Origin of the sequence: Pilosibacter sp. YYHA0881 (assembly GCF_051602715.1) — a bacterium.
Lineage (GTDB): Bacteria > Bacillota > Clostridia > Lachnospirales > Lachnospiraceae > Alitiscatomonas > Alitiscatomonas aceti.
The window spans coordinates 1823865-1848433 of the sequence record NZ_CP175657.1; the positions used below are offsets into that span (position 1 = coordinate 1823865).

Here is a 24569-nt window from a genome sequence, read left to right on the forward strand (position 1 = left end):
TTCAAAAAAGTTTCAAAAAGAAAAAAAGGAGAGTGCATTAATTATGAGAAAGCAGACTAAAATTGCTGCCGTAGTATCCGCAGCAGCTCTGTTAGCATTAGGCGCTTCCATCACATCCTTCGCAGCTGCAAAGGGCACCTGGATGATGGTAGATGGCGAGTGGTACTGCTACGACAAGAATGGCGATGTATATGAGAATACCTTCTGCTCCAGCAATGGTAAGGAATACTATGTAGGCGACGACGGAATGCTCGTTCGTTCCAGCTGGGTAGAGTATGACGGAGATTACTACTTCGTAAACTCCAGCGGTGCAAAGATCGTAAACGACTGGAGATTAACAACACCGTACGAGGATGAGGATGCAGATGAGGAGTGGTTCTACTTCCAGTCCACAGGTAAGAGAGCAGACAACAAGAAGATCCTTTACAAGGGAAGCACCTTCTTCTTCGATGCTGACGGTAAGATGCTGACTGGCTGGGTAACAGCTGACGGCGACCAGGTTGTAAACGAAGAGAACAGCATTAACACAAGCACAACAAGCACAACTTATTACTGTGACGAGACTGGTGCCCGTGTAGAGTCTGGTTGGGTATATACAACTGCTCCGTCCACACCGGATGACGATGCAGATGCAGATGAATACTGGTACTACTTAAAGTCCAGCGGTAAGGTTGCAACTGGTAAGCAGTCCAACGTTAAGGGCCAGGGCTTTGTATTTGGTAACATGGATGAAAACCGCGGTCAGATGCTGACTGGCTGGGTTGGCGGAGAGTGGGATGCCGCTGACAACTCCTATGACTACAAAGAAATTGGCGGCGAAGACAGTGATGTTAAATTATCCGATTACAGAGGAAAAGATGTAGTTTACTACTGCATGTATGACGAGGATAAAGCTGATGGTCATATCCAGAAGAACAAATGGAGAAAGACCTGGGCACCCGAAGATGCATACGAAGAGGACGAGGATGCCGATAAGTACTGGTACTGGATTGAAAAAGACGGTAAAGTATATATTCCGGATGTAGAGGATATGAAGGCTCGTGGCTTCGCTTATGACCTTGGCGATGGCGCTCTTGAAAAAGATGGTGACGAGGACTTCTATTTTGCAAAGAAGAAAGTAAACTCTAAGGACTATTTCTTTAATAATAGAGGTGAAATGCTTTCTGATTTTGTCAATGTAGTAGAAACTGACGATGCATCTGTAATCAACACTGGTATGTACTACTTTGGTGGTTCCGATGATGGTTCCATGAAGACTGGTTCCCAGACTGTTAAGGATGACAACGGCGATTCCTTCAAATTCTACTTTGGAACAAAGGACAATTCCAACACTGGAGAAGTTAAGGGTAAAGGCGTTACTGGTAACAAGAATAATAAGCTTTACTACATGGGTCATCTTGTAGCATCTGAGGACTACAAGTATCAGCCGGTTAAGATGGATGTTGATGGCGATGGTACAGAAGATGCGTTATTCATCGTAAACCAGAATGGTTCCATCCAGCATTCTGCTCTTGAGTACAAGGAAGATGGCGATATTTTAATCGATGCTAAGAAAGCAAAAGCTACATTCAGCAAGGCTAATTCTAAAGCTAATGTTTGGGATAAGTATGAAGTAGAAAATGATGCTGTACTTGAAAATTACATTTATGTTGAGTACTTAAATCCGGAAGTTGTAATGCCGGTTGGCGCTGATAAGCTCCTGACCAACAGCAACGCTTCCAGAAGCAATGCTCAGTAATTCGGATATTTAAAATCCAAAAGAAATTCTAATTGCAACACACGGACGGGAATTCTTTCCCGTCCGTTTTGCTATGCTTCAAACTGGTTTCACGTCAAGAACGCAGAGGCTCGAGTTTCACTGCCAAAGACTCTCATGGTTAGTGTATAATTATCATTGGCAAATATAGGAACTATTCCTAAGACAAAAAAGGGAAACAGAGAAAATCCCTGCTTCCCAATCACACAGTTTTTCTTTATGATGTTAACTGCTAAGAAAAACATGTAAAGGAAACTGTATGATGAAAACTATTGTAGAGGAAAAACCGATATCTTTCAAGGAGTTGGAGCAAAAAATATTTTCTTATGTATGTGAGCTGGGCAGAGAGATCACAACTGCCATGCTGGAGGCTTATGATAAGGAACTGGCAGAGGGAAGGGATAAAAAGAATTACCGGGATAAAGGGATCCGCACCACCACGATAAAAACAGTCTACGGTGAAGTCAGCTATGGCAGGCACGTCTATCAGACAAAACTTGAGGATGGAAAGAAAGCCTGTGTGTATCTGCTGGATGAAGCCATGCAGATGGAAAAGATAGGCCTGATCTCCACAAACCTGGCAGAGAAGCTGGCCATGACGGTAACAGAAGCGCCGTACCGCGTTACAGCAGAGACAATAAGCAGCACCTGCGGCCAGAGCATCAGTGCCGGCGGTGTGTGGAACGTGATGCAGCGGTTGGGTGAAAGGATCAGCGAAGAGGAAGAACATGCTGTAAAACAGATGCATGCGGACCAGTCAGAGGGAAAAAAGGAGATTCCGGTACTGTTTGAAGAAATGGATGGCGTATGGCTGTCCATGCAGGATGAACAGCATAAAAAGATGAAAAAACAGGAAATGAAGGTCTTTACCATGTATGAAGGCTGGGATGCGGAGAAAGAAAAGCAGGGCCGCAGCAGCCTGGTGGGAAAAACCATGCTTGCGGGGATGGAGAAAAGTAAGAAATTCCATGAAAAGCGGGAGGCCTGTATTTGTAAGAAATATGATGCGGATGAGATCGGCCAGCGCATCTTAAACGGAGATGGAGGCAGCTGGATCTACGAGCCATATGACCCGGAAGCAATCTTCCAGTTAGACAGATATCATGTATATCAGGAGATCACAGGGAAGATCCGTGATAAGAAAGCGCAGAGAGAAATCCGGGAACTGTTTGATACAGGCAAGCCGGAGGAAATGTTGGAATATATACAGATATATGCGACCAGCGTAGAAAGCCCGGATGAAAAGGATAAAAGCAGCCAAAAGGCCTGGGAATTATATCAATATCTGGAACGTAACAGGGAAGGTCTGCTGCCCTACGATAAAAGGGGGATAAAGATAGCAGCCCCGCCGGAAGGGATTCTTTATAAAAGGATGGGTGTGCAGGAAAATCAGAATTGTACGGTGATCACGCTGAGGATGAAGAACCGAAGGATGCGCTGGTCGGTAAACGGAGCCAATAACCTTGCCAAGATCCTTTACCAAAAAGAAAACAAGGAATTGATTGAGACGATAGAGCGATATACGGATGGCTTAGTGTTCACAATGCAGATGCAGGAGATCGTGGAAACATTAAGTGCCGCAAAAGCTCCAAAGAAGGACGGGAAAGGAAATCCGTATGTGGATGTGGTAAATGTGCATATGCCGCTGCTTGAAGCGATACAGACAGCATCCAGAAAGGCGTTTAAGAGAGTGTTCTGTTGTTAAACAAAGGAAAACCCATAGGGTCTATTTGGCATACCCAAAAACAGAAAAAATATCATAAGGAAAAAATGAAGTGGGTAAGTTGCCAACGATTACTTGACACAAACACTCTCATGGAACGTTCTTGTTTTTCTCCTCCCGATTGAGTATAATAGTATAAAGAAGGAAAGCCATGGTGCATAATCACTGGAATCCAACGGGAGGTGTTTATGGAACAGCTTAAGACGAACTGGGAAAACATTGGTCTGTCCAATGATTTCCTTTTCGGAAAGATCATGAGAAAACCTGCTCTCTGTAAGCGTATGCTGGAGATCATCCTGGGCGTTAAGATCGATCGCCTGGAGTATCTGGAATCACAGAAAAGTATCGATGAGGAGTGGGATGCCAGGAGTATCCGCCTGGATATCTATGTGCAGGACAACCGGGAGGTCGCTTATAATATCGAGATCCAGACCACGAATACTGGGGACCTGCCCAAGCGGAGCCGCTACTACCAGTCAGTGCTGGATATGCAGCAGTTAAATAAAGGGGAGCGGTACAAAAATCTGAAGCGGACCTATATTATCTTCATCTGTACCTTTGACCTTTTCAGAATGGGCCGCCATGTGTATACGTTTGAAAACCAGTGCCGGGAGGACGGCTCCCTGCGGCTGGAGGATGACACGTACAAACTGTTTCTGAATACGGAAGGAGTCATGGACGATGTCAGCACAGATCTGAAGGCCTTTCTGGACTACATGGGAGGCCGCCCATCAGATCATGCGTTTGTGAAGGTACTGAATGATGAGGTGATTTTGGCAAAACATAACAAAGAATGGAGGCGGGAATATATGACATTGCTGATGCGTGACCAGGAAAATATTGATAAAGGACGGGAGCAAGGATTGAAAGAAGGACGGGAGCAGGGACTGGAAGAAGGACGGGAGCAGGGCGAAGGCCGCTTTGCTGAACTTACACAGAGGCTCCTTCAGGATAAACGTTATATAGATCTGGAAAAAAGTGCGACTGATCCAGAATACCGCCAGAAGCTATATGAGGAATACCGCATTCTGTAACTGTCCTTTTACCTTTCAAGCATCTGTTCCTTACAGTGGACTAACTTTAATGCTGGTGCGAATTTCTCATCAGTATATGCGTTTATACGAGTATTGCTTAACATTTTTCGCGTTCCAAAATCGAAGATTAAAAAATCTCTAGGTGCTTGTGGAGGTGCTGAACGACGAGGTGGCCCTAGCGAAGCAAAACAAGGAATGGAGGCGGGAATATATGACATTGTTGATGCGTGATTAGGAAAATATTGATAAAGGACGAGAACAGGGATTGGAAGAAGGACGGAAAGAAGGATTGCAAGAGGGGCTGAAACAAGGAATTGAGCAGGGGGGAGGGCCGTATTACGGAACTTATGCAGAAACTCCTTCAAGATAAGCGTTATACGGATATGGAAAAAGTGATATCTGCCCCGAGATATCGCCAAAAACTGTATGAGGAATACCATGTTCTGTGAAGATCTCCTCGTCTTTATCAAAATATTTTTATCTGACTGTATTTGACACAGATATAAATTTCAAGCTGGTTTAGGAATTTATATCTGTGTTTTTTAATGATCATAATTAAATTTAACATAAGTGGCTCTGTAAGGGCTGCTCTACATAGTAATTTTTATGTATAGGTCAGATATAAAGTCCAGATTAAAATTGCTGTATCTGACAGGTATAAAACGATATTGTTTTAAGAATTAGTGTAGTATATGCATTATATTAAATTCTGTATTTTTAAAAGTATATGATCGCTCATGGCCTATTTTCTCTCTACTTTCTTAAGAAATTATTAATTTTGGTATTTTCTGCAAATTCCGATAATTTCTCTTATAAGAAGTATAATGTTCCTCGTAATGCAATTAGGAATTTCAAAAAAGTTTCAAAAAGAAAAAAAGGAGAGTGCATTAATTATGAGAAAGCAGACTAAAATTGCTGCCGTAGTATCCGCAGCAGCTCTGTTAGCATTAGGCGCTTCCATCACATCCTTCGCAGCTGCAAAGGGCACCTGGATGATGGTAGATGGCGAGTGGTACTGCTACGACAAGAATGGCGATGTATATGAGAATACCTTCTGCTCCAGCAATGGTAAGGAATACTATGTAGGCGACGACGGAATGCTCGTTCGTTCCAGCTGGGTAGAGTATGACGGAGATTACTACTTCGTAAACTCCAGCGGTGCAAAGATCACCAACGACTGGAGATTAACAACCCCGTACGAGGACGAGGATGCAGATGAGGAATGGTTCTACTTCCAGTCCACAGGTAAGAGAGCAGACAACAAGAAGATCCTTTACAAGGGAAGCACCTTCTTCTTCGATGCTGACGGTAAGATGCTGACTGGCTGGGTAACAGCTGAGGACACAAATGTTGCCAATGAAGAGAATGACATTCAGACAAATACTACTTTCTACTGCGATGAGACTGGTGCACGTGTAGAGTCTGCTTGGGTATATACCACAGCTCCATCCACACCGGATGATGATGCAGACGCAGACGAGCACTGGTACTACTTAAAGTCCAGCGGTAAGGTTGCTACTGGCAAACAGTCTAACGTTAAAGGCCAGGCATTCATCTTAGGTAATCAGAGTGATAACCTTGGTCAGATGCTGACCGGTTGGGTTGGCGGAGACCTCAACGCCGAGAACAAGTATGAGTATGAAGAGATTGATGGAGAGACAGATGCACGTGCATTATCTTCTGTTGATGTGGCATACTATTGCTTATATGATGAGGATAAGGCGGATGGTCATATTCAGAAAAATAAGTGGATGAAAACCTGGAAGCCAGAAGAAGCATATGAAGAAGATGAGGATGAAGATAAGTACTGGTACTGGCTTGAAAAAGACGGTAAGGCTTACATTCCGGAATCAAAAGATGTGAAGGCAAGAGGTTACAAATACGATTTAGGCGATGGAGAACTTACAACAGACAAGGAAGATGATGTTGTTACATTCGCAAAGAAGAAAATCAATTCCAAAGATTACTTCTTTAATACTGAAGGCGAAATGCTCTCTGACTTCATCGAAGTAGTATTCTCTTCTGACCCGAAGACCATTACTGAAGGTATGTATTATTTCGGTGGTTCTGATGATGGCTCTATGAAGACAGGTTCTCAGTCTGTAAAAGACGATAATGGTGATACCTTTAAGTTCTACTTTGGTACAAAAGATTCTGCTACCGAGAAGAGGGGCAGAGGTATTACCGGTAATAAGAACAACAAACTGTACTATATGGGGCATCTTGTGGCGGCAGATGATTACAAGTATCAGCCGGTTAAAGTTGATATGAATAATGATGGTAAAGCTGATGAACTCTTTGTTGTAAACCAGAATGGTTCCATTCAGCATTCTGCTGTTCAGTACAAGGAAGATGGAGAGGTTCTGATTGATCTTAGAGCTAAAGATGATGATGGCAATAAGTGGAACATTGCTTTCAAAGACAAAGATGCAGGTTTCTCCAAATACGCTATTGATACAAACAGTACTGATATGAATGGCAGAATTGGTGATGTTGAGTTTATTGATCCGGCCAATATTATCAAGGCCCTTCCATTTGAAGACGCAACACCTGTAACTCCATAACTATTTTTAATTATTATCTCAAGGAAATTCTAATTGCAACACACGGACGGGAATTGTTTCCCGTCCGTTTTGCTATTTCAACAATTCTGATGAATTCCGGATAACCTTCAAATAAATTTCCAATCTGTTTAATTTAGAATATTTTTTACTTTATGTACTATATATGCTTGCAGTATCAACAAAATGATAGTATAATGTCGAATTGTAATGTCGTATCGTGTTGATAGAAAGAGTACTATATAATAAGTGGGAACACCGGTGAAAACAGTTAGCGGTGTATTTTCTTTTGCTATTTTATTCTGCTGATGAGAGCAAATTTTATATTATGATCAGTGACCATATTACTATTAAAAAGGAAGTTTGAGCAAATGAAAAATTATAGGCAATTAATTCATGAAGATATTAGAAACTTAGGAATTGCAGATAACTTTTTAGGGGAGGAATGCTTGTACCTGGCCTTGGATATCTTAAAGGATAATCCGATGCGTTTATGCTGTATATCAAAATCCATGTATTTCGACATGGCCGACGCCATGGATACAACAACCATATGTATCGAAAGAAATTTAAGAACTTTTATCGCTAAATTATGGAAAACGGATAACCATAGATATCTGGATAAAATCGCGGGCCGTCATCTGGTTTCAAAACCGACCAATAAAGCATTTCTTGATATGATGCGGTTATATTGGTGTGAGGGTGACGAGGACGAAGAATAAAATAGAATATTGTTAAGACTATGGAGGCGCTCTGAGAGGGGCGCCTCTGTTTTTATAGGAATTCTTTACTGCGGGGGGAGGCTGTTTCTATTGTTTACTTAGAATGTACGGTCTAATAGAATAAAGGGCAACCTGGAAGAGCATCCTGGATGTGGGATAGCAAAACGGACGGGAAATAATTCCCGTCCGTGTGTTGCAATTAGAAATTTTTCTGAATTTAGGAAACTTGCTTACTACTGAGGTTTGTTACCGCTAGCAACACTGCCAGAAGCAATTGCGTCTGTGCTAATCGGCATTACATCTTTCTCATCAATATCTTCAACATTGATAATTAAGCTTCCCTTTTCAACAGAGTATTTATCCCATACCTTAGCGTCAGAGTTCTTTGTTTTAAACTCAACCTTGTTTGTTTTAGCATCAATCAGGATATCCCCGTCTTCTTTGTACTCAAGGGCAGAGTGCTGGATAGAACCGTTCTGATTTACAATAAATGTAGCTTCTTCGCCGTTTCCAGCAACATCCATAAATACCGGCTGATACTTATAGTCCTGAGCTGCTACAAGATGACCCATGTAGTACAGTTTGTTATTCTTATTACCGGTAACACCTTTACCTTTTACTTCGCCAGTGGTACCATTATCCTTGGTTCCAAAGTAGAACTTGAAGGAGTCACCGTTGTCATCCTTAACAGTCTGGGAACCAGTCTTCATGGAGCCGTCATCAGAACCACCGAAATAATACATTCCCTCGCTGATTACAGACGGATCAAGGGACTCAACAACGCTTACAAAGTCAGAAACCATTGCACCTTCTTCGTTGAAGAAGTAGTCTTTGGAATTAATTTTCTTCTTGGCGAAATTAAACTGATCACCCTGGTCCATTGTTCCATCGCCTAACTCATATTCAATACCAGTAGCTTTGACATCGTTACCGTTCGGAATGTAGACTTTTCCATCTTTCTCAATCCAGTACCAGAACTTGTCAGCATCCTCATCCTCTTCGTATGCGTCTTTTGGAGCCCATGTCTTTCTCCATTTGTTTTTCTGGATGTGACCATCTGCTTTGTCTTCATCGTACATACAATAGTATACAACTGCATCGTTACCCTCTTCAGCATCTGCACTTGTATCCTTAACATAAGTACTTAATACTTCATCACTATCCTCACCGCCGATTTCCTTGTAAAGCATATCAGCGTCCTTGTCTACTTTAGTTCCAGCAACCCAGCCAGTCAGCATCTGACCACGGTTCTCATCCATGTTACCAAATACGAATCCCTGGCCCTTAACGTTGGACTGCTTACCAGTAGCAACTTTACCGCTGGACTTTAAGTAGTACCAGTACTCATCTGCATCTGCATCATCATCCGGTGTGGACGGAGCTGTGGTGTATACCCAGCCAGATTCTACACGGGCACCAGTCTCATCGCAGTAATAAGTCGGGCTTGTTGTGCTTGTGTTAATGCTGTTCTCTTCGTTTACAACCTGGTCGCCGTCAGCTGTTACCCAGCCAGTCAGCATCTTACCGTCAGCATCGAAGAAGAAGGTGCTTCCCTTGTAAAGGATCTTCTTGTTGTCTGCTCTCTTACCTGTGGACTGGAAGTAGAACCATTCCTCATCTGCATCCTCGTCCTCGTACGGGGTTGTTAATCTCCAGTCGTTGGTGATCTTTGCACCGCTGGAGTTTACGAAGTAGTAATCTCCGTCATACTCTACCCAGCTGGAACGAACGAGCATTCCGTCGTCGCCTACATAGTATTCCTTACCATTGCTGGAGCAGAAGGTATTCTCATATACATCGCCATTCTTGTCGTAGCAGTACCACTCGCCATCTACCATCATCCAGGTGCCCTTTGCAGCTGCGAAGGATGTGATGGAAGCGCCTAATGCTAACAGAGCTGCTGCGGATACTACGGCAGCAATTTTAGTCTGCTTTCTCATAATTAATGCACTCTCCTTTTTTTCTTTTTGAAACTTTTTTGAAATTCCTAATTGCATTACGAGGAACATTATACTTCTTATAAGAGAAATTATCAATAGTTTTTTTACATTTTTCGCAAGTTTTGCAAAGGATGTAAGCTTTTGACTCCTCTGGGAAGTATTCCGTACCTCCGATACATCCACATTATAGTATAGTTTCTTAAGAATTTCCATAACTTTTATCTGTTTATTTTCTTACGGATTCTTTACGAAACTTCATTTTTATGGCTATATTGTACTTATATTGGTACAATCCTTCATTTTTACCCTCTTGCAATTTCAATTTGGTATGGTATAATGTTCATATCTTTAATTTTATTGTTTTTTTTGAACATATAATTTTCATCTGATTTCGTTCAATTTCTATGGAGGAATACGATTATGGATCGTTTTGGACTGCTGTGCAGAAATATTTATGAGAAGAAAAAGATCACTCAGAGGGAACTGGCGGCAGCCATGGACCTTTCCCTGGGGACCTGCAACCATCTGATCCGGGATGCCCTGGCCGATGGACTGATCGCCCTGGATCCCCAGACGGGAGAATATTCCTTATTAAAAAAGGGCGTGGAACTGCTCCAGAAGTACCGGGTCAACAGCGCCGTTATCCTGGCGGCAGGATTCGGCTCCCGTTTTGTGCCATTGACCTTTGAAACGCCGAAAGGGCTTCTGGAGGTGTTCGGGGAACGCATGATCGAGCGTCAGATCAACCAGCTCCACGAGGCCGGGATCATGGATATCACCATCGTGGTGGGGTATCTGAAGGAGAAATTTGAGTACCTCATTGATAAATTCGGCGTAAAGCTGCTTTACAACCCGGAATACCACAATAAGAACACACTGACCACCGTTTACCGGGCCCGGGACTGCTTCAAGGGAAAAAACACGTATCTTTTATCCTCAGATAACTGGATCCGCGAAAACATGTACCATACATACGAGTGCGGCGCATGGTATTCTTCTGTATATATGGAAGGCGCCACCTCTGAATGGTGCCTGGAGGCCAGCAAAAAGGGGCTGCTCACCGGAGTGGCCGTAGGCGGCTCTGATTCCTGGGTCATGTACGGGCCGGTTTACTTTTCCCGGGAATTTTCCGAGGAGTTTTTCCCCGTGCTGGAAAAATATTATGAGACCCCCGGAACCGAGCAGATGTACTGGGAACAGGTTCTGGCAGACCTGCTGAATGGAACGGCAGGAGAACACGTTCCGTCCATGGCAAAGTACCCGGCTCCCAAAATGTACATCAACCGTCAGCCGGAAAACCAGGTGTATGAGTTCGAGAACCTGGAGGAGCTGCGGGTATTCGATGAAAAGTACCGGAACAATTCCAACAATGCGGCCATGGAGCTGGTGGCAGAAGTCCTCCATATCCCGGAATCCGAGGTGACCGATCTGAAATGCCTAAAGACAGGCATGACCAATAAATCATTCCTTTTTAAAGCCAGGGAGCGGTCGTATATCTGCCGGATCCCGGGGCCTGGAACCGATCTTCTCATCAACCGGGCCCAGGAAAAAGCCGTTTATGACGCCATCAAGCCCCTGGGGATCTCTGAGCATGTGATCTATATGAGCGGCGACACAGGTTATAAGATCTCTGAATTTTATGAAGGCGCACGAAATGGAGATCCCAGAAGCTGGCAGGACGTGGCCCGCTGTATGGAGCTGGTCCATCGCCTCCATAATTCCGGTATCCAGGTGGACCATTCCTTCGATATGAGAGAGCGGATCGACTTTTATGAGTCCATCTGTAAGGGCTATGAAAAAAATCTTTTTGAGGATTACGATCATGTGCGCGGCCACATGAACACGCTTTTAAAGCGTCTGGACCGTCTGGACCGCAAAAAGACCCTCTGCCACATTGACAGCGTCTGCGATAACTTCCTTTTCCTGCCGGATGGCGGGATCCGGCTCATCGACTGGGAGTACGCCGGAATGTGCGACCCCATGATCGATGTCAGCATGGCTGCGATTTATTCTTATTATAATGAGGAAGAGGCTGAAAAGCTCCTTGCCATATATTGCAGCGGAAATATCTCTGCCGAGGACCGGTTCGTTTATTATTCCTATATTGCCCTGGGCGGCTTTTTATGGTGCCTGTGGGCCGTATACAAAAGCAGTATCGGCGATGAGTTTGGAGAATACACGCTGATCATGTACCGGTACGCCAAGGAGTACTATAAAAAGATCGTTACCGATCCGGCCTTTCTCCTGATCGGGTCTGATTTTTAAATTTGTCCCGGAATTCCGGAAAATGTGGCAGAACTCCGGGATTTTGGCCCACTTTTGTAATAAATTATTCAAGACTCCATTGGGATTATATGGTATAATCAACATAGAAGTTTTTCGGAACTATTTTACCATGAGGGGGATTTCTATGATACAAAGGAAGCGGCTGGCTGCAGCTCTGTTAAGCCTGACTATGGCGTTTGCAGCCGTATATCCCGCCGTCCCGTCTTTTGCGGCGGCCTGGGAACGGAATGCCAACGGCTCCTATGTGGCGGCAGACGGCTCTGCACTCACAGGGATCACAGCCAGGGGCATTGATGTTTCCCACTGGAAGCAGTCCATCAACTGGAACGCCGTGGCGGCGGACGATGTGCAGTTCGTTATGCTGGGAACCAAATATAACAACGAGGTGGATCCATATTTCAGCGTCAATGCAGTAAACGCCTTCAATGCAGGACTGAAGGTGGGCGCTTATATTTATTCCTATGCCACCACAACGGCCGCAGCGGAGGCGGAGGCGGATTTTGTACTGAATCTGATCAAGGACTATCCCATTTCTTATCCGGTGGTGCTCGATGTGGAGTCCACGGAAATGAGCGCGCTGACCCCTGCCCAGCTGGCGGATGTGATCAATGCATTCTGTAAGAAGGTGGAGGCCGCCGGATATTATCCCATGGTCTACACCAATGATTACTGGCTTTCCCAGAAGATCGATATGACCAAGGTTCCCTACGACGTATGGGTGGCCCGGTATAACGCAAAGCCAGCCTATGCAGGCGCGGCCATGTGGCAGGCCACCAACGAGGGGCAGATCGACGGTGTCAACGGAAATGTGGATATCAACTTTGTCTTTAAGGATCTGTCAGCCAAGCTGCCTGCTGACCGGTGGCGGCTGATCGACGGGAAATGGTATTATTATAAGAATTATGTAAAGCAGACCGGCTGGATCAACGACGGACAGAGCTGGTACTATATGAATTCTGACGGCACCCAGTATAAGGGATGGCTGCTTCTGGATAATTCTTATTATTATCTGCTTCCTAAAACCGGGCAGATGATGACCGGATGGCAGACCATCGACGGGAAATGGTACTATCTGAAGACAGACGGAAGGATGGCCAGCGAATGGCTCCAGGATAATGGAAAATGGTATTATCTTCTGGACGGGGCCATGGTCACCGGATGGCTCCGGATCGGCACCGACTACTATTATCTGAAGGGCGACGGATCCATGGTCACCGGATGGCGGAAAATGGACGGCGCGTTTTATTACTTTGCCAGCGATGGGCGGCTGGTACGCGGATGGCTGAACCTGGACGGAAAATATTATTATATGAAGGCAGACGGTACCATGGTCACCGGATGGCAGACCATCGACAATGTGACGTATTTCTTCAATCCCGACGGTGATATGGCCTCGGGCTGGACAGTCATCGACAATTACTGGTACTACTTTAACGGGAATGGACAGATGATGACTGGATGGCTCCAGCTGGACGGCCGGTACTATTATCTCCATACAGACGGACGCATGGTCACCGGATGGCAGAGTGACGGCACCCACAAATATTATATGGATAAGACATCCGGCAAAATGGCTGTGGGATGGAAGCAGATCGACGGAGCCTGGTATTATTTCAACCCCTCGGGCCATATGGTCACCGGATGGGTCAAGGATAATGGTAAGTATTATTACATGAATCCGTCGGATGGAAAGATGATCTCCAATGGCTCCTACGCGATCAATAATATCAACTATACCTTTGACAACTCAGGCGTATGCCTCAATGAGGCCTCTGCCATTGACGGGGGCTCGGCTGGCAGCGTATATTCACCGCCGTCCGGAAATTCTGGAAATTCTGGAATTACCGGAAACCAGGTGACCAACGGCACCTCCTCTCCGGGAGGGATGTCTGCCGGAAATACGGGTACAGGGGCTCCCGGAGGCAGCGCTCCGGATACAAATTCTGCTCCCGGCGGAAATGGGATCACCACCGTGAATCCCGGAAGTACCTCCGGCCCCGGCGGAAGTTCCGGAAACTCTGGCAGCACGGCCGGTCCGGGCGGCAGCAACGGCATGTCGGCCGGAAATTCCAGCATACCGTCCCCAGGCGGCAGCAATGTCCCCTCCGCCAATCCGGGAGCCAGCTCCGGCCCCGGCGGATCGTCGGGCAGCTCCAGCATCACGGTTCCTGGCGGAACAAGCTGTGATTCCCCGTCCTGCGGTTCCGGAAGCTCCGGCTCTTCTGATTCGGATGGATTAAAGGAATTCCAGACCGGCGGGCCGAAATAAGCGGTAAAAAAATCCGCTGGAGGATGTATCTGATCACATCTTCCGGCGGATTTTTCTATTTTTCCTTTTTTCTCTATTTCTCTATCTCTTTCCGGATCTCCTCCAGAGGCCGGCCTGTTTTTTTCGCAATGGCGGCCAGATCTTCATATTCCAGCTTGGTTCTGGTAACGCCATGGCCCTGGGAGATCTTTTTCCGCACGGGTCCATAAGCCGTTTCCACAGTTTCCTCCCGGCGCTTCAGAGTGAACCTCCGGCTGATATGCTCCCGGACGCCCAGCGTCGTGGTGTGCCGGAACAGCAGCTCCACCATCTTTTCTTCGTCCTCCCGTCTGCACATACAAGTCAGAAGGACACCGGGACGGCTCTTTTTCATCCCCACAGGGACCGTATAGACCTCCAGGGCTCCGGCTTCGAACAGCGCCTCCTCCGCAAAGCCAACGGCCTCTGCAGTCATGTCGTCCAGGTTGCAGGACAGCTCTGCGATCTCGTCTCCAGTCTCAGCGGTATCCCCCAGAAAGGCCCGGACACAGTTGGCCCGCTCGAAATCCTTTTTACCCATTCCGTATCCGATCTTTGACGTGGTCATCACCGGCATTTCCCGGAATTCTTTGACAAAATGCTTTAAGAGGGCCGCACCGGTGGGGGTGCAGAGCTCTCCCTGTACCTGGGTGCTGTATGCGGGGATCCCCTGTAAAATATGGGCCGTGGCCGGAGCCGGGACTGGAAGGATCCCATGGGCACAGTGAACATGGCCGCTTCCCACATGGACCGGAGAGGCGATGATCTGATCCGCTCCCAATTCATGGAACAGAAGGCATACACCTGCAATATCTGCCACCGCATCCATGGTACCTACCTCATGGAAATGGATCTGGTCCACCGGCATTCCGTGGGCATGGGACTCGGCCTCGGCGATCAGGGCATAAACTGCCTTCATGTCTTCCTTCACCGGGTCTGGAATATCCAGACCGTCAATGATGGAGGCGATGCCTGCCATGGTGGAGTGATGATGGTGATGATGGGAATGATCATGTCCGTCGTGGCTGTGGACGTGTTCACCATGGTGATGGTCATGGCTGTGGGCATCATGGTCCTCATGGTGGTGGTCATGGCCATCGTGGCTGTGGACATGGCTGTGAAGCCCGTCAGCGGCAGCGGATTCGCAGGCTTCATGGGAATGGGTGTGGGCGTGTCCATGATCATGAACGTCCTCGCTCTCCTCTTCCTCCCCGAAAACAGTCACATTCATATGTGTTCCCGTGATCCCGCATTTTACGGCCGGTTCCGCTTCCACCTTCACGCCAGGCAGACCCAGTCCGTTCATTTTTCCAAGAAATTCTTCCTGCTTTTCCGGACACAGCTCTAAAAGCGCCGCCATGAGCATATCTCCCGCGGCCCCCATGCCGCAGTCCAGGTAAATCGTTCTCATTTCGTTTCCTCCTCTATCCCTTCATATGATTGATCATGCTGGCCAGATATCCGGCCCCGAATCCATTGTCTATATTTACCACACTGACCCCGCTGGCACAGGAATTCAGCATGGAAAGCAGGGCTGAGACGCCGTGAAATGAGGCGCCGTAGCCAATGCTGGTGGGAACTGCAATGACCGGGCAGTCCGCCAGGCCGCCAATGACGCTGGCCAGGGCTCCCTCCATTCCAGCGATGGCGATGATCACCCGGGCGCTCATGATGGTATCCATATGCGCCACCAGGCGGTGCAGGCCTGCAACCCCCACATCGTAAAGCCGTTCTACCTGGTTTCCCAGGGCCTCGGCTGTCAGGGCTGCCTCCTCAGCCACCGGGATATCGCTGGTCCCTCCAGTGGCGACCACGATCGTGCCGACTCCGTCCTTTTCCGGAAAGTCCCCGCATATGCCGATCCCGGTACCGTCAAAATACCGGAAGCCGGCTCCATCTTCAAACTTCTGTTTCAGGAGATCTTCCGTATGACGGGCCTTTTCCGGGTCCATCCGTGTGATCAGGACCAGTTCCTGGCCGCGCTTTTTCATCGCCTCCACGATCCCGGCGATCTGCTCCGCTGTTTTTCCCGCTCCGTAGATCACCTCAGCGATCCCCTGGCGCAGCCGCCGGTGGGTATCTAGCTTGGCAAACCCCAGCTCATCAAAGCCTGCCTCTGAAAATGGCTCTTTTTTCAGCTCCAGGACCGCCTGGTCCACAGAAAGCTCCCCGGATGCCACCCGGTTCAGCATGGTCCGTATATCTTCCATATACATTCTTCTCCTTTACCCTATTCTAACCATCGGAGTTCCAGGGGTTGGGCATAAGGCTTGATTTTCTAAAGAAAATCCCAAAAAAATCCGATTTTTTTGGGCATACACTAGAAAAAGGCCATTCTATGCCCAATCCTGCGGTTGCAGGCGCAAAGATCTGCTCCAAAAGCCCAGAAACCTGCGGCACAGACTCAGAAGTCTGCTCCAAAAGCCCAGAAACCGGCAGTACGAACCTAAATTCACCAGCCGGTCCCACTATTTTGAAAAAGCCATGAAAAGAAAGCCCCGCCTGCGGCGGGTGCGTTCCCTTCATGGCAAACTCTGCTTCTATATGATTCTGTTCTGTTCCGGAGCGGCCCGGTCCCTTCAGCATCCCAAAGCTCCTGTCTGTCCAGAAGATCCGCGAAGGCAGCCATGCCGCTGGGCGCAGGGAAATCTTCTTCCCCCTACTCCACCACCGGATTTTTCAGTGTTCCGATCCCCTCGATCACACACTCGACCACATCTCCCGGTTTGAGGAATCTGGGCGGATCAAAGCCCATTCCCACGCCTGCTGGCGTTCCGGTGGCGATGATGGTACCGGCCTTCAGGGTCATGCCGCGGCTCAGCTCACTGACCACTTCTGCGATCCCGTGAATGAACTGTTCCGTGTTGGAATCCTGGCGCAGCTCTCCGTTGACACGGGACTGGATCCTGAGCTTTGGCGGAAATTCCACGCTGTCGGCGGTGACGATCCAGGGCCCCAGGGGCGTAAATCCATCCAGGCTCTTCCCGAAATACCACTGTCTGTGGGCCGTCTGCACCTCCCTGGCGCTGACGTCGTTCATAATGGTATAACCAAAAATATAATCCTCCACATCCTCCAAAGCCACGTCCTTAGCATCCTTTTTCAGGATCACCGCCAGCTCTGCCTCATAGTCCAGCTGGCTCGTAAGCTCTTTGTGGGATGGGATCCCATCGCCGGGATCCGTGGCCCGGTTGACCCGCTTGGAAAAATACACCGCCTGATCCGGCTTGGAAAATGCTTCCTTTTTAAACCTGGCGGATTCCTCCGCGTGGGCCAGATAGTTGATCCCCAGGCAGATGATATCCTGGTCCGGCACCGGGATCGGGGCCATGATCTTTATGTCCTCCAGAGGCGCGGCATTGGATACCTCATAGGGAGGAAGCCCGGAAATATGGTCCAGGAGCTCCAGTTCCGACGGTCCGATCTCCCGTATGACCTCCTTCATGGTCCGGTATTCCATTCCCGCCGCAGAAAGGGGATACACGAAGGTCCCTTCCCTGTTCAGTACTCCTGTCAGCTCTTTTTTATTTATGGCATAGGTCAAAAGCTTCATAAAGCCCTCCTCACCGGTTTCCTAGCGGATGCGTTCCGGGAAGCCCACTTTTTTCTGGACCTTTCTAAGGGTCTTATTGGAGAAATAGGACGCCTTCTCCGCATTTTCCTTGATCACCTTATCCAGATATTCTTTGTTCTTGCTAAGGTCTGCAAACCGGTCCTGGAGCGGCTTTAATACGCCGACCACAGCCTCGCCCACGGCCATTTTGAAATCACCGTAGCCCTTTCCATCGAATTCCCTCTCTACCTCTGCCGGTGTCTTTCCGGTACATGCGCAGTAGATATCGATCAGGTTCTTAACGCCCGGCTGCTCGTCTCGGTACAGGATGATACCCTCGGAATCCGTCACAGCTCTCTTGCACTTGCGGATAATGGTATCTGGATCGTCCATGAGATAAATGCTGCCATTGGGGTTTTCATCGGACTTGGACATCTTTTTCGCCGGATCCTGTAAGCTCATGATCTTTGCTCCGGCCTTTCCGATATAGGCCTCCGGAACCGTGAACACATCTCCGTAGATATTATTGAAGCGGATGGCAATGTCCCTGGTGAGCTCTAAGTGCTGCATCTGGTCGATACCCACCGGCACCACGTCCGCCTGGTACAGCAGGATATCTGCGGCCATGAGTACCGGGTACGTGAACAGGCCCGCGTTGATATTGTCGGCATGCTTGGCAGCCTTGTCCTTAAACTGGGTCATCCGGTTCAGCTCGCCCATATAGGTAAAGCAGTTTAAGATCCAGGCCAGCTCCGCATGTCCCGATACATGGGACTGGTAATAAATGCAGTTTTTCTCCGGGTCAAGTCCGGCGGCAATATAAAGAGTCAGAAGTGTTCTTGCGCGCTTTCTAAGCTCTGCCGGGTCCTGACGGACAGTAATAGAATGCATATCCACGACGCTGAAAAAGGTCTGGTAATCATCGGAAATCGTCACCCAGTTCTTTAAAGCCCCCAGATAGTTCCCGAGAGTCAGGTTACCGGTTGCCTGCATTCCGCTGAATAAAGTTTTCTTTCCGTCTAACATTGTTCCGTCTCCTTAAATTTCCTTTTCATTCTCCAGGGGCCGCCGCAAAGGAGGAGGATAAAAACCCGCCCATTCGCAGCAGCCCCCTGTATTTTCAAACAATTCTTTTATATTATAATACACTTTCCGTCCATTGTCCACTCTTCATTGCAGTGGATCAGGGCTTGTATCCTTCCCGCTTTGCCGTTATAATGGAAGCAGAACTGTTTACAGAAAGGAAAGGAACCATCTATGGACAAGATCGCAAGCTTCACTGTCAATCATCTGAAACTCCTGCCCGGCGTCTATGTATCCAGACGGGATACCGCGGGAGACGCCCGGATCACCACCTTCGACATCCGTATGACCCGCCCCAACCATGAGCCTGTCATGAATACTGCGGAGATCCACACCATTGAACACCTGGGCGCCACGTTTCTGAGGAACCACAAGGTTTACAAGGACCGTGTCCTTTATTTCGGCCCCATGGGCTGCCGCACCGGCTTTTACCTTCTGCTGGCCGGAGACTATGAATCCGCAGATATCGTTCCTCTCCTTCAGGAAATGTTTTCCTATATCCGGGACTTTGAAGGGGAGATCCCCGGCGCAGCTGCCAGGGACTGCGGCAATTACCTGGATATGAACCTTCCCATGGCCAGGTATCTGGCCCGGAAATTCTGCGACGAGGTGCTGGAGGATATCCAGGAAGACCGCCTCATCTATCCCGAATAAGCCGTATCTGGCCGGGGTGCTGCAAAGCAGGCTGAGAACTGTTCAAAGCCGTCCTTTCAGCGCCCCGGCCGTTTTTTTCTGCCTGGCAGCTCCATTGGCTCCGGGGGCGGACCTCCCCCGGAACCGCCGGGCCTTTTCAGGCTAAACCGCTGACGGATCGGCAGACGCCTTTACGGACTGGACCGCGGACGGATCGGCAGATGCCTTTGCCTCAGGTCCAGCCGCCGGCGTGGGCAGCTCCCTGCTGCTTTCCTCCTCCAGAACTCCGTTTCCTGGCTGTCCGCATAAGACCACGATGCTCCGCGGCGTCATGGCGATCTGGGACTGGTCCTTCAGCTCCGGCGCCGCAGTCTCTCCGTACACGCCCTTTTCCGGGCCCTTTGACGTATCGTAAAGCACATGCCAGGTCTGGCCCTTGGGAAGGTGGGGAAGGCCGAATACATGGGGCTCCCAGTGCATGTTATAAAGTACATACATGGTATCGTCCTGGCTTCCGTCCTCCTTCGTCCCATATTCCCCCCAGTAAAGGATCCCCAACTGGCGGCGGAAATTCTCAAACTCCGGCCGCCATACGTATTCGCCGTGGTAGGAAACATCCGGGCGTCCGCAGGATCTGTAATCCATGATCCGGGGCTCCCTCTCCATATGGAATACACCATGTTTTTTCCGGAAAGCAATGAGCCCCTTTACAAATTCAAAGATGTCCCGGTTGGTCTCCAGAAGCCTCCAGTCCAGCCAGGAGATCCGGTTATCCTGGCAGTACGCGTTATTATTTCCCTCCTGGGAATTCCCAAATTCGTCGCCCGCCAGCAGAAGCGGCGTTCCCTGGCTTAAAAACAGCAGGAGGAACCCATTGCAGAGCTGCTGCCTTCTCAGGTCCCGGATCCTTTTTTTCCTGGTGGGGCCCTCCTCGCCGCAGTTCCAGGAATAATTGTGATCCGTGCCGTCCCGGTTGTCCTCATGGTTGTCCTCGTTGTGCTTCCGGTCATAGGAGACCATGTCCATCATGGTCATGCCGTTGGTATTGGCCATATAATTGATGACGCCGTATTCTGCCGGATTCCTTCTGGAATGGAATGCCAGGCTGTTTAACATCCCCTCGTCGCCCTTCAGAAGCCGCCGCATGTCCTCCTCAAACCGGCCGTTGTATTCCGCCAGGTGCTTGTCCCGCAGCGTCACCTTCCCGTCTCCCGGCATGGGATAGCCTGTTTTGGGCCTCCTTTCCAGGGCCTCCTCCCAGCTGTCTGCAAACAGCTTGGTGCACCGTAAGAACGGATCCCCGGCAATGGCCTCCCTGGGGGCAAAGCCCGTCAGCCGGAAGCCGTCCACATGGTACTCCTGGAGCCAGTAACGGAGGACGTGGAGCACATCGCCGGGAGACTCCTTACCTGTGAAATAAAACTCCAGGATACACTCCATATTTTCCCGGTGGAGCGCCTTCACAAGCTCCTTGAATTCTCTCTCAGGCTCGGTCTCCCCGGATCCATAGGAGGTCTTCAGTGCATAAAGGAACGATGGGCCGTATCCCCAGTAGTTGATCCGCCCCGTGGCCTCCGGCTTCTGTCCCGGGAGCCCGGCCGCAGGCTCTGTGACCATGACCTCGTCAAACTCCGTCACTGGAAGAAGCTCCACTGCCGTTACGCCCAGTTCCTTTAAATACGGGATCTTTTCCCGGATCCCACCGAAGGTTCCCCGGTCTTTCACACCGGAGGTTCTATGCTTTGTGAATCCCCGCACATGGAGCCGGTAGATGATGCTGTCAGAATATGGGATCTCCGGCCTCACATCATCCTCCCAGTCAAATTCCCCGGTCAGAAGCCTGGCCCGCACCGGCTTCCCGGCCCGGGAGAGGTCTCCCCATTTTTCCCGGCCTGTGACCATCCTGGCACAGGGGTCCGGCATCCACTGGCCGTCGCACTGGAAGCCATATTCCATATTTTCAAGATCATATCCCCTTAAGGTCATGGACCAGACGTCTCCGACCCGGTCCCTTTCCTGGAAATCAATGACTTCCGCCGCCTTTTTTTCTCCTCTCCGGAATAAAAGGAGACTTACCTTTTTCCCCTCAGCCTGTACGAGGATCTCTGCCCCTTCTTCTGTCGGCGTTACTCCCAATGGATAGAGGAGCTCATGTCTGTTCTTTCGTCCCGTCATATCCCGTCCTCCGTTCTATTCTACGTCTGTAAGCCTACCCCTGCTGCTCTGCGATCTTCGCCGCCAGCTCTTCCAGATACATCCACCGGTCCATCTTTTCTTCCAGCTCTTTCTCTGCCTTTTCCTTTTCCTCCATAAGCTGGTTCAGCTTTACAAAATCCCGGGCCGATGCCTGGATCTCTTCTTCGAGCCCTGCGATCCTCTCCTCCAGAGCCGCCATATCTGCCTCGATGGTCTCGTAATCTTTCTGTTCTTTATAGGTAAATTTCAGCTTCTGCGGCCCGCGGGTCCTCTGCCCCTTTTCCTTTGGAGGGGCCGCAGGCTTCACGTCCGCCCGGCTCTCCTCTTCCGCTTCAGCCTCCGCGGCCTTACGGGCTGCATAATCCGTAAACCCGCCTTCATACTGGCGGAGAACGCCGTCTCCCTCAAAAGCAAAGATCCGCCGTACCACCCGGTCCAGGAAATACCGGTCATGGGATACGGTGATGACGATACCCTGGAAGCTGTCCAGGTAATCCTCCAGGATCATCAGCGTTTTAATGTCCAGATCGTTGGTAGGCTCGTCCAGGATCAGCACATTGGGCGCGCTCATGAGGATCTTTAACAGATACAGCCGCCGCCGCTCACCGCCGGACAGCTTCTGGATCACCGTATACTGCACCGACGGCGGGAATAAAAACCGCTCCAGCATCTGGGAGGCGCTGATGCTCCCGTCCTTTGTCTGGACGTACTCCGCCACGTTCCGTATATAGTCGATGACCTTAAGGCTGGTATCCATGTCCTCATTTTCCTGGGAAAAATATCCGATCTTCACCGTCTGTCCGATCTCCACCGTACCGGAATCCGGCTTTTCCCATCCGGCGATGATCTTCATCAGCGTGGACTTCCCGCTGCCGTTGGGGCCGATATATCCGATCCTGTCATTTTTCAGAAAAAAATACGTATAGTCCTTTATGAGCACCTTGTCCCCGTAGGCCTTGCAGATCCCCGACAGCTCCACGGTCGTCCTTCCCAGGCGGCTGGAAATGGATTCCATTTCCACAGCCTGCTCCTTTTCCGGCCCTTTGGCATCCCGGAGCGCCTCATACCTCTGGATCCGCCCCTTCTGCTTGGTAGATCTGGCCCGGGCTCCCCGCTTCATCCACTCCAGCTCCACCCGGAGGATGGACTGGCGTTTCCGCTCCGACGCCTGTTCCATATCCATACGCCCGGCCTTCAGCTCCAGGAATCCCTCGTAGTTGGCCTGGTAGCTGTACAGCTTCCCGTTATCCAGCTCCACGATGCGGTTGGTGACGCTGTCCAGAAAATACCGGTCATGGGTGATCATAAGCAGCGCGCCCTTAAACCGCTTTAAATACTCCTCCAGCCAGTCTGCCATGGCGCTGTCCAGGTGGTTGGTGGGCTCGTCCAGGATCAGCAGGTCCGTGGGCGATAAAAGGACTGACGCCAGGGCCGCACGCTTTTTCTGGCCGCCGGATAACTGTCCGATCTGCTGGTCATGTTCCGGGATCCCCAGCCGGTTCAGCATGGCCTTTGCCTGGCTTTCCAGGTCCCAGATCTGGTCATGATACCGGCTCCGGTTTTCCCTGAGGACGCTTTCCAGGACCGTTTCTCCCTCCTCAAACACCGGATTCTGGGGAAGATAGCGGATATCCAGGTTCCTCCCGCGGACAACGGTCCCCGTATCCGGCTCCTCCAGGCCTGCCACCAGCTTTAAAAGCGTGGATTTTCCGGTGCCGTTGACGCCGATCAGGCCGATCTTATCCCCTTCGTTGATGGAAAAATCCGTGTCATTGAGGATCAGCCGTTCTGTATATGATTTGGTCAGATGCTCTGCCGTTACAAGATTCATGATTCGTATACCCTTTCCTTTAGTCCCCGATCACCACTTCCACCGGACAGTGATCGCTTCCCAGAACGTCCGTGTGGATGGCCGCGCTCACCAGCCGGTCCTTCAGGCTGTCCGATACGCAGAAATAGTCGATGCGCCACCCGGCGTTCTTCTGGCGGGCAGAAAACCGGTAGGACCACCAGGAGTAAACGCCCTCCAGATCCGGGTTAAAGTATCTCCAGGTGTCGATGAAGCCCGCATCCAGGAGTCTTGTGAATTTTTCTCTTTCCTCGTCCGTAAAGCCCGCGTTCTTCCGGTTAGTCTTCGGATTCTTCAGATCGATCTCCTTATGGGCGACGTTTAAGTCCCCGCAGAAGACCACCGGCTTTTTCTCCTCCAGCTTTTTCAGATAGGAAAGGAACGCGTCCTCCCACTCCATCCGGTAATCCAGACGCTTTAAGCCGTCCTGGGAGTTGGGCGTGTAGCAGGTGACCACATAGTAATCGTCAAATTCTGCGGTGATGACGCGCCCCTCCTTATCGTGCTCCGGGATCCCCAGGCCGTAGGAAACGGAGACCGGCTCCTCCTTTGTGAACATGGCCGTGCCGGAGTATCCCTTTTTCTCTGCATAATTCCAATACTGGCGGTAGCCTGGAAGGTCCAGTTCAATCTGTCCCTCCTGGAGCTTGCTTTCCTGGATGCAGAAAATGTCCGCATCCGATTCCTTTACATATTCTAAAAATCCCTTGCCCACGCATGCCCGGAGGCCGTTGACATTCCAGGAAATCATTTTTCTCATGAAGTTTCTCCTCGTATATCTCATATGCTAAAATCAGCAGCCACCTTTGGGGCCCTCTGCTTAACTCAGTTTTTCACAGCACCAGTATATCATCTTTCATGGCAATTTAAAAGAAATTTTCCATATACAAAAGTCTGAATCAGGGCTTCTTAAATTAACAGATAATATATTTAAATTATTTTAAAA

Annotated in this window: 17 protein-coding genes; 8 read left to right on the forward strand and 9 right to left on the reverse strand. The window is 49.3% G+C overall.

Annotated features, from left to right (window positions below):
- The first annotated feature begins 43 nt into the window (after positions 1–43).
- The 5 genes from ACI6NM_RS08445 (at position 44) to ACI6NM_RS08465 (ending at position 7796) form a co-directional block, all read left to right on the forward strand.
- Complete coding sequence (locus ACI6NM_RS08445) at positions 44–1738, forward strand: hypothetical protein (protein WP_438500847.1); 1695 nt, start codon at positions 44–46, stop codon at positions 1736–1738.
- A gap of 277 nt (positions 1739–2015) precedes the next feature.
- Positions 2016–3461, forward strand: coding sequence for an ISLre2 family transposase (locus ACI6NM_RS08450; RefSeq protein WP_438500848.1), 1446 nt, complete (start codon positions 2016–2018; stop codon positions 3459–3461).
- A gap of 206 nt (positions 3462–3667) precedes the next feature.
- A complete protein-coding gene (locus ACI6NM_RS08455) occupies positions 3668–4513 on the forward strand; it encodes an Rpn family recombination-promoting nuclease/putative transposase (RefSeq protein ID WP_337811337.1) in 846 nt (281 codons plus the stop codon).
- Positions 4514–5406: 893 nt separating this feature from the next.
- A complete protein-coding gene (locus ACI6NM_RS08460) occupies positions 5407–7077 on the forward strand; it encodes a hypothetical protein (RefSeq protein WP_438500849.1) in 1671 nt (556 codons plus the stop codon).
- A gap of 368 nt (positions 7078–7445) precedes the next feature.
- Positions 7446–7796, forward strand: a complete 351-nt coding sequence (locus ACI6NM_RS08465) for a sporulation initiation factor Spo0A C-terminal domain-containing protein (RefSeq protein WP_215653426.1) — start codon at positions 7446–7448, stop codon at positions 7794–7796.
- A gap of 233 nt (positions 7797–8029) precedes the next feature.
- Here the strand turns inward: ACI6NM_RS08465 and ACI6NM_RS08470 are convergent, their stop codons facing one another.
- Entirely contained in the window at positions 8030–9949 is a 1920-nt protein-coding gene (locus ACI6NM_RS08470) for a hypothetical protein (RefSeq protein WP_438500850.1), read from the reverse strand.
- Positions 9950–10156: 207 nt separating this feature from the next.
- On the opposite strand from ACI6NM_RS08470, the gene ACI6NM_RS08475 reads away from it, so the two are divergent.
- Both ACI6NM_RS08475 and ACI6NM_RS08480 read left to right on the forward strand, forming a co-directional pair.
- Entirely contained in the window at positions 10157–12001 is a 1845-nt protein-coding gene (locus ACI6NM_RS08475; protein ID WP_262427798.1) for a phosphocholine cytidylyltransferase/choline kinase family protein, read from the forward strand.
- A gap of 145 nt (positions 12002–12146) precedes the next feature.
- A complete protein-coding gene (locus ACI6NM_RS08480; RefSeq protein WP_262427799.1) occupies positions 12147–14291 on the forward strand; it encodes a GH25 family lysozyme in 2145 nt (714 codons plus the stop codon).
- A 73-nt stretch (positions 14292–14364) separates the two neighbouring features.
- On the opposite strand, the gene larC is transcribed toward ACI6NM_RS08480, so the two are convergent.
- The 5 genes from larC to trpS all read right to left on the reverse strand — a co-directional run bounded on the left by larC (position 14365) and on the right by trpS (position 18888).
- Positions 14365–15720 carry a nickel pincer cofactor biosynthesis protein LarC gene (gene larC / locus ACI6NM_RS08485; RefSeq protein ID WP_262427800.1) on the reverse strand — a complete coding sequence of 452 codons (1356 nt, stop codon included), beginning with the start codon at positions 15718–15720 and terminating at the stop codon, positions 14365–14367.
- Positions 15721–15733: 13 nt separating this feature from the next.
- Positions 15734–16525 carry a nickel pincer cofactor biosynthesis protein LarB gene (larB, locus tag ACI6NM_RS08490; RefSeq protein ID WP_262427801.1) on the reverse strand — a complete coding sequence of 264 codons (792 nt, stop codon included), beginning with the start codon at positions 16523–16525 and terminating at the stop codon, positions 15734–15736.
- Between the two features lie 19 nt (positions 16526–16544).
- Positions 16545–16895, reverse strand: a complete 351-nt coding sequence (locus ACI6NM_RS08495) for a hypothetical protein (protein ID WP_262427802.1) — start codon at positions 16893–16895, stop codon at positions 16545–16547.
- 73 nt (positions 16896–16968) lie between these two features.
- Positions 16969–17862 carry a fumarylacetoacetate hydrolase family protein gene (locus ACI6NM_RS08500; protein WP_262427803.1) on the reverse strand — a complete coding sequence of 298 codons (894 nt, stop codon included), beginning with the start codon at positions 17860–17862 and terminating at the stop codon, positions 16969–16971.
- 21 nt (positions 17863–17883) lie between these two features.
- Positions 17884–18888, reverse strand: a complete 1005-nt coding sequence (trpS, locus tag ACI6NM_RS08505) for a tryptophan--tRNA ligase (RefSeq protein ID WP_022273494.1) — start codon at positions 18886–18888, stop codon at positions 17884–17886.
- 231 nt (positions 18889–19119) lie between these two features.
- Here trpS and ACI6NM_RS08510 point away from each other — a divergent pair, with 231 nt between their 5' ends.
- Positions 19120–19599, forward strand: coding sequence for an S-ribosylhomocysteine lyase (locus ACI6NM_RS08510; protein ID WP_022273493.1), 480 nt, complete (start codon positions 19120–19122; stop codon positions 19597–19599).
- A 141-nt stretch (positions 19600–19740) separates the two neighbouring features.
- Here the strand turns inward: ACI6NM_RS08510 and ACI6NM_RS08515 are convergent, their stop codons facing one another.
- The 3 genes from ACI6NM_RS08515 to ACI6NM_RS08525 are packed head-to-tail and all read right to left on the reverse strand — an operon-like array spanning position 19741 to position 24383.
- Entirely contained in the window at positions 19741–21753 is a 2013-nt protein-coding gene (locus ACI6NM_RS08515) for an alpha-amylase family glycosyl hydrolase (protein WP_262427804.1), read from the reverse strand.
- Between the two features lie 34 nt (positions 21754–21787).
- The gene (locus ACI6NM_RS08520) at positions 21788–23605 is read right to left on the reverse strand and encodes an ABC-F family ATP-binding cassette domain-containing protein (protein ID WP_262427805.1); all 1818 of its coding nucleotides are present in this window, start codon (positions 23603–23605) and stop codon (positions 21788–21790) included.
- A 19-nt stretch (positions 23606–23624) separates the two neighbouring features.
- Positions 23625–24383 carry an exodeoxyribonuclease III gene (locus ACI6NM_RS08525; protein WP_022273490.1) on the reverse strand — a complete coding sequence of 253 codons (759 nt, stop codon included), beginning with the start codon at positions 24381–24383 and terminating at the stop codon, positions 23625–23627.
- Between the last annotated feature and the right edge of the window lie 186 nt (positions 24384–24569).